At 46.0% G+C, this 6982-nt stretch carries 7 protein-coding genes and 2 pseudogenes; 5 read left to right on the plus strand and 4 right to left on the minus strand.

The genetic code is table 11. The annotated features are described in order from the left end of the window. Window positions 1–430: 430 nt before the first annotated feature. Window positions 431–661: pseudogene (locus tag J7529_RS24065) on the plus strand (IS630 family transposase); the annotation flags it as partial. Between the two features lie 218 nt (window positions 662–879). Here the strand turns inward: J7529_RS24065 and J7529_RS24070 are convergent. Further along, a complete protein-coding gene (locus J7529_RS24070; RefSeq protein WP_318731085.1) occupies window positions 880–1470 on the minus strand; it encodes a TetR/AcrR family transcriptional regulator in 591 nt (196 codons plus the stop codon). Window positions 1471–1593: 123 nt separating this feature from the next. Between J7529_RS24070 and J7529_RS24075 the strand changes: the two genes are divergently transcribed. After that, window positions 1594–2544 carry an alpha/beta hydrolase gene (locus J7529_RS24075; RefSeq protein WP_318731086.1) on the plus strand — a complete coding sequence of 317 codons (951 nt, stop codon included), beginning with the start codon at window positions 1594–1596 and terminating at the stop codon, window positions 2542–2544. Window positions 2545–2569: 25 nt separating this feature from the next. Here the strand turns inward: J7529_RS24075 and J7529_RS24080 are convergent, their stop codons facing one another. Then, window positions 2570–3811, minus strand: coding sequence for a VWA domain-containing protein (locus tag J7529_RS24080; protein ID WP_318731087.1), 1242 nt, complete (start codon window positions 3809–3811; stop codon window positions 2570–2572). Window positions 3812–3925: 114 nt separating this feature from the next. Here J7529_RS24080 and J7529_RS24085 point away from each other — a divergent pair, with 114 nt between their 5' ends. After that, window positions 3926–4228 (plus strand): DUF29 domain-containing protein, encoded by a 303-nt coding sequence (locus tag J7529_RS24085; RefSeq protein WP_318731088.1) that lies wholly within the window; start codon window positions 3926–3928, stop codon window positions 4226–4228. On the opposite strand, the gene J7529_RS24090 is transcribed toward J7529_RS24085, so the two are convergent. After that, a complete protein-coding gene (locus J7529_RS24090) occupies window positions 4225–5445 on the minus strand; it encodes an RNA-guided endonuclease TnpB family protein (protein ID WP_318731089.1) in 1221 nt (406 codons plus the stop codon). The genes J7529_RS24085 and J7529_RS24090 overlap by 4 nt on opposite strands. 62 nt (window positions 5446–5507) lie before the next feature. On the opposite strand from J7529_RS24090, the pseudogene J7529_RS24095 reads away from it, so the two are divergent. Then, a pseudogene (locus tag J7529_RS24095) lies at window positions 5508–5585 on the plus strand (transposase); the annotation flags it as partial. Here the strand turns inward: J7529_RS24095 and J7529_RS24100 are convergent. Then, window positions 5563–5748: a hypothetical protein gene (locus J7529_RS24100; protein ID WP_318731090.1), complete on the minus strand. Its 186-nt coding sequence runs from the start codon at window positions 5746–5748 to the stop codon at window positions 5563–5565. The pseudogene J7529_RS24095 and the gene J7529_RS24100 overlap by 23 nt on opposite strands. Between J7529_RS24100 and J7529_RS24105 the strand changes: the two genes are divergently transcribed. Beyond that, window positions 5747–6964 (plus strand): hypothetical protein, encoded by a 1218-nt coding sequence (locus J7529_RS24105; protein ID WP_318731091.1) that lies wholly within the window; start codon window positions 5747–5749, stop codon window positions 6962–6964. The two genes, J7529_RS24100 and J7529_RS24105, sit on opposite strands and share 2 nt — an antisense overlap. The last annotated feature ends 18 nt before the right edge of the window (window positions 6965–6982 follow it).

The raw sequence follows: 6982 nt of genomic DNA on the forward strand, positions 1-6982 counted from the left end.
CATTATCGGAAGTCTGAGACTTGCTGGCAACTTTGAACCGAAGGGACAGACGACTACGGTTCTTGCTGATAGAGACACCTTTTGGGGTTGACTTCTGGCAAGCTTTGAGGTAAGCCCTCACTAGCTCATGGTTTACCAATTTGGATGGGTCAATTTGGTTAGAGTGGAAATACTCATTTACCAAAGACCAGGAGCGGTCTAGATGGTCTTTCCAGTTTTGCACCTGTTTTGCACCTATTTCCTTTTCAAGGTTCTAGGATGCAATATAAGTATAGCTTTCAGCCGTTGGAATAGCGTCAGCTAACTCTAATGTTCTGAGTTCGAGTCTCCTCACCAGCTCTTCAAAGAAAGGCTTATTGTTCGCAGATAGTCACTCCTGACGGACTGAAATATATCAGTCATTCACATATAATTAGCATGAAACTATCCTAATGGTAGTTGGTTGAATGTCGCTGAAAACGAGTTATCTGTGCTTTCTGAACAATGTCTCAAGCGTCGGATAGCCACGGATTTAGAACTCAGGAGTGAAGTTGATGCCTGGTAGCACGAGCGTAATCAGATGTTTGCAAAGGTAATTTTGCAATTTACTACGGAAGATGCACGGATTAAACTCAAACATCTTTATCGAGTGTTTGAGTGGGATGAATCCCTCTTTTTCTAATGCACCAAATTAGAGCGGTCAAGGCACTAGGGAAAATAGTTCAGAAAAATAGAAAAGAATTATGAGTGGAAACATTGCTACAGCATTCCATCAATAAGCGAATCACCTCAAGAGGTAACAAGGCTATTAAAGAGTAGGAGATAAGTCTTTAAGTAAATCACACGAATTACAACCATTCTTGAGTTGGCACAAGATACAATCCAACACAACCCACGAGCCTATGGGTCTGTTTTATAGTGAGACAGGAACATCGCAACGCAATCTTGCATTACCCCTTCTGATGTCAGCTTCTCGCCCAGCAGGAATTCCGGCCAGAAGAAGAAATTCTTCACCAATCCCAACAATTGGCTGGCAGCAAATTCAGGATCAGCACGACGCAACGCGCCAACCTCCATCGCATCTTTGATGAGCTGGGTAATGGGATAGTCGTGGGTCGCCATTTCTGCAAAAAATGCTCGCGACCTCTCGAGATCGCGCAGAAGCTCAGAAATTACCATCCTATTCAGCCCCATAGCCTCCGCCTCTGTGATCACAGCAACATAACGCTCCAAAGCATCGACAAGCTGCGTGTCCAGCGGTTGGTCAGGATCGTAGGCGACTGGCTCCATGGCCGTGTTTCGCTCAACCATGATTTTAGAGATCGCCTTGAATAGCTCTTCTTTGCTTTCAAAGTGATTGTAGAGCGTACGACTCGAAACACGCGCACGCTTGGCAATTCGAGTGGTGTTTGCTCCGAGAAACCCTTGTTCCCGGAACTCCTCAATTGCTGCCTCGATGATGTTTTTTCGTTTCTTTTCAGTGAGTTTCATATGGGTTGATCGGTTGCTCTGATAAAAAAGTAAAATTTACTCTTTACATTTTTGGGTTGATGACATAGTATGAATAATGTAAATAGAAAATTTTACTTTTGCCACCTCAACAGGAGAACTGACATGAAACTGACTTCTGGCAAGAACACTATTACCTTCAAATCCCAAGGCTTGAATCTTGCGGCCCACCTCTACACCCCAGAAGGGTTTAACGAAACTGGCAGCTATCGGGCCATTGTCTTTTCACCCCCCTTCAACCAAGTGAAAGAGCAGACCGGTGCGGTGTATGGTCCGCGGCTTGCGAAACTTGGCTATGTCACGATTGTTTTTGACCATCTGGGCTTTGGTGAGAGCGAAGGGACGCTCCGGAATAATGAAAACGCCTTCGTCAAGATAGAGAGCATCCGCGATGCAATCAGCTTTATGGGCACATTACCTTTCGTTGACTGCAACAACCTCTTCGGTTTAGGGGTCTGTGCATCAGGCGGTTACATGGCACTCGTGGCGACAACCGACAAACGGCTGAAGGCGATCGCGTCTGTATCCGGTATGCTAGGTAACCAGATGAGTTACTTTGGCTCGATGGATCGCGAAACTATCACTGCCGTCATCGCGATGCAGAATGCAGGCCGTCAGAAAGCGTATGAAACCGGTGAGGTTGACTATGTGGACGCGCTGCAAATGGAGGCGGCGGTCAATGCACCCGAAGGAACAGCCGCGCGGGAAGGTTATGACTATTACATGACCGCCCGGGCTGGTGCCGAAACTTACCCCAACTATTCGCACCTGTCACCATCGTTCATGCAGGAAACTCCAATGTTGGCCGACGCGATGAGCTATGCCCCCTATCTTTACACCCCGTTTATCGGAATCTATGGCGAAAAGGCAATGGCCGATACGGGTCCCCTAACTGTAAACTTCTATGAAAAAGCCTCTGAGCCAAAGGAATTGGTGGAGATTAGCGGTGCGTCGCATGTCTCTCTCTATGACGTTGAAGAAGATGTCTCGCGCGCCATCGAGGCTATAGATACCTTCTTCAAGAAGCATGGCGGTTCCCAGGTACAAGCTGCGTAAGAAGAATTTATTGCTTGTTGAAGGTTTATCCTAAGCGGGTTTTAGAGGCAATTCGGGTTTTCTTGCGCTCTTGCTCGGAGAGTTCATCCCCAGCTTGGAGACGGGTGGCGCTTTCTTGGAGGATGGTGGCAGCGTTCTGATCGCCGAGTTGCAAAGCGGTTTTTGCAGCGGTTTGCAATAAGGTAGCTGCACCCTGGCGATCGCCTTGTTTTAACTTGGTTTCCGCAATTTGGGTTTGCCGATATTTGGCTAGGGTGAGCATGTGGGACTGCACTTGGGGATCGGTTTGCGCTTGATACTCTTGCGTCACTGTCGCCGAAACTTCCACTGATGCAGACTCTAAGCCTTCTTGGCCTAATGCAGGATTATCATAAATCACTTGTACTGTGGCGATCGCCTGTTCCCCTAGAGGTAGTTGACCCATATAGACATTCGCCAACACGACCCTAGGCTGATCCTTCATTAAATCCCCTAACCGTACCTGAATGGTATCTCCCTCTGTCTGTACGGGCAATTCTATAGTATCGGGTGACACTTGGGCTATCGGTTTAAGTTCTGCCAAGCGTACCCCTGGATTGAACGATAATTTTAGAAAGGCATTGGTTAATCCCACAGACTGCACCCGATCAAACAAGCGTGAAAAAGCAGTAATGGCTTCTTCTGGGTGTTCAATATAGGACAAAGTTCCGCCGCCCGCATCGGCTAACTTTTCTAATACATCCTGATTCCAATGGGCCCCAAATCCCAGGGTATTAATAGTTAATTTATACTCAGTTGCTAAGTTAGCTAACTTCAAACAGCGATCGTTATCGCCATGTTCATTTTCCCCATCCGTGAGTAGAAAAACCTGGGAAACGGCATCCTGTTTCCCTTTGGCAATTTCCTCAATTCCTAAACGCATCCCTTCATCAATGGAGGTTCCCCCATCCGCTTCTAGGCGATCGATGAGTTGGGTCAGTGGCTTGCGTTCATCGACGACCTGATTGTCAATTAAGACTTCAGCATGATGATTAAATGCAATTACTGAGAGGCGATCGCCTTCTTGTAAGCGCTCAATCACCTTAGTTGCTGCATGTTTCACCATTTTCAAGGGTTGACCGGCCATCGAGCCACTATGATCGAGAATTAAACATAAATTTAACCGCAGATTCTCCGACCCCGTTTCTGGCTCTTTCGCTGATATCGACATCGATAACTGCCGTTGCTGACTGGTTTGCGTTGCTTCTAAGCGGCGATCGCTCAACCGAGCCTCTAAACCAACTTCCATAACCCTTCACCATAGACTACCATTCACCATCTTAATCAAGGGATGGAGGGATGGGGAGAGCGTGGGGCACTCCAAAAAGGTAAAATAAGGCTGGGCTGTATGGAGAATGAACCGATGGTCGCCAGGTTTTTGTATGATCGAGATTATCATCAATGGATACAAGAAACTGTGGAAGCTTTACGAAATCGAGACTTTCATGAAATCGATTGGGATCATCTGATTGAAGAGCTGGAAAGCATGGGAAAAAATGATAAACGAGCACTCATCAGTTTACTCACTCCGCTGTTAGAAGATTTACTCAAACTGAAATATTGGCAAGCGGAAAAAGAGCGCTGTAGTCATCATTGGTCAGCCGAAATTTTGACATCCTCCCCACCCTCCACTTCGTTAAAGGGTGGGGATTCCCTGTCTATTTAAGCGATATCGAATAACGATAATTGCTTAAATTCCAGATGAGTTGACGCTTCAACGGTTGCTGCTCCCTTTGCAGAAGTCTTACGCTCTCCTCCACGTCCATTTATTGTCTCCGAATGCCCTCCGGCGACTAGAATATTTACTGCGGCATTGATATCACGATCGTGGGTGGCACCGCAGTTTAAGCAAGTCCACTTTCGGATCGATAGATCGAGTTTGCCACCTTTGAACCCACAGCATGAACAAACTTGAGATTTTGGCTCCCAGCGATTAATGACTCGAAATTCACGACCATATTTATCGGACTTAGCTTCCAAAAAACTGCGAAATTGTCGCCAACCTAAATCACTAATTGCTCTAGAGAGGCGACGATTTTTAACCATTCCTGCCACATTGAGATCTTCCAGGACAATCGTTTGGTTTTCACGGATCACCCTTGTTGATAATTGATGCAGAAAATCACGGCGAATGTCTTTTATCTTGGCATACAGTTTACCTCGACGCTTTTTATCCCTCTTGTACGGCTTACTTTCTTTCTGCTTTCTGGATAAGTTTTTATTCACTCTCCGCAGTCTTTTGATCCGTTTCTTTAACGGCTTAGGAGCATCAATTTTCTCACCCGTTGACAAAGTAGCAAAAGTGGAAATTCCTAAATCAATGCCCACTGAATATTGATTAGGGGCTAAAGGATCTGGAATGATTTCTACCACAAAACTGAGAAAATAGCGGCCAGCCGCATCCTTAATAACCGTGACCGATGAAGGTTCGGCTGGCAATGGGCGCGACCAGACAACTTTAAGGAGTCCAATTTTTGCCAAATAGACTTTATCCCTTTTGATTGAGAAGCCATGCCGAGCAAATCTTGCTGATTGTCTAGCACTTTTTCTCTTGAATCTAGGCGGTCGCACCGGTTTCCCTTTCCGCTCTCCTTTGCCCGACTTGAAAAAATTCTGATAAGCCGTATTCAGATCTCTCAAAGATTGTTGCAAAGGGATATTGGAAACCTCGGATAGCCATTGACGATTAGAGGTTCTTTTCCCTTGAGTAATAAACTGCTTCTGTAATTGACTATTGCTTGGCTTCTTATTTCCAGAGCAATATTGATCAACACACAATCCCAAGGCATCATTCCACACCACGCGAACGCATCCGAATAATCTGGACAATGAGATTTGTTGTCCAGGAGTTGGATAGATTCGGTAGCGGTATCGAGCTTTCATTAGGAATTCTTTATGCTACAGTATTGAGTGTAGCACATTGCGAATAACTGAGATTTTGTCATCTTTGGTCTCCGAGTTATTTTGCCATTTCTTGTGGAGGTGCGCCGATAGAAAAGATTAAGCAATACATTCAACAACAAGGAGAAAAGCTGCCCTCCGCTTCGCTAAAGGGCGTTGCTCTAAACCCAATTTTTTGGTCAAGCGATCGCCAGAAGTCAGGTTTCTTTCAGAAATGGAGCTTCTCATACCCAGCAAATGAGAAGATGGATGAATCTCGAACTTTTTCCATTCCAGCACAACCATGGCTCGTTTTCTGCAATATCGCTGGCCGTTACTGGTACTGTTTGTACTGGCGATCACCACTCGCTTACCCTTCCAAAGTCAAATCCTCGATGAACACGATAGCGTTAACTTTGCTTGGGCGATGGAAGAGTTCGATCTCGAACGCCATCAACCCTATGCTCCCGGTACGTTTATTGTCCTAATTTTATCGGCTCGGTTGCTTAACTTGTGGTTACAAGATGCTAATCAAAGTTTAGTGATGGTGAATATTATTGCTATGGAGATCGCCACATGTGCCATTTATGTTTTAGGAAACCTATGGTTTAATCGCACGGTAGGATGGATCGCGGCTTTCCTGATGCTATCGAGTCCCCTAATTTGGTTTTATAGCGAAGTGGGATTATCCTACACCCTAGAACTGGCTTGGGTGATTCTGATTGCGATCGCGTGTCATCATAGCCGTAAGGGCGATATGCGCGCTCTGCTGATTTCCGCTCTACTGTTAGGATTATCGGGGGGTATTCGCCCCAATACCCCCATTTTCCTATTCCCCCTCTGGAGTGTGGCTGCGGGTTTGGGATGGCGAGAGAAAAGTTATCGAACAACAGATATTATCTTAGCCTTGGGTGCAGGAGCGATCGGGGTTTCACTCTGGGGTATTCCCCTACTCATCCTCTCTGGTGGTTTGGATGCCTATGTGAGCGCCATCCAAATTTGGTTAGATGGCCATCTCAAAGATAGCGATAGCCTTCAAGAAATTATCTCCAATGTCCGGTTATGGCTCTATACCCTGGTCATGACTTTAGGATTTGTTACTATACCTCTACTGAGGTTTGCGATCGCTCATCGTTCCTCCATTCCTCCCCTTCCCATCCGCGACTGGCGAACTCAAGCCATCCTACTGTGGAGCTTTCCTAGCGTCCTCTATCTCACCTTCGTCCACTGCCAACGTCAAGTCCATAGTTATACCGTCATACCCGTAGTTATTCGACTGACAGCTCTAGCTCTAGATCGCTATTTACAACAAAACCGTTCTCGCTCTCCCCAAAGCCTCAAAATTTGGATCATCAGTTTTATCCTCTGCAATAGCCTACTCTTTATCTGGGGCCCAAGCCAATGGCGCACCTGGGAAAAAATCCAGGACTATGACCAATTTGTAGAAGTGCGACGCGATACTATCCCTCTTTTGTCACTCTGCCGAATCAAGATAGGAATTAAGATAAGGGATTTAGGCTGAAGAAAAAAAGTATTGAAA

This window comes from Roseofilum sp. Guam (assembly GCF_017746735.1).
Taxonomy (GTDB): Bacteria; Cyanobacteriota; Cyanobacteriia; order Cyanobacteriales; family Desertifilaceae; genus Roseofilum; species Roseofilum reptotaenium.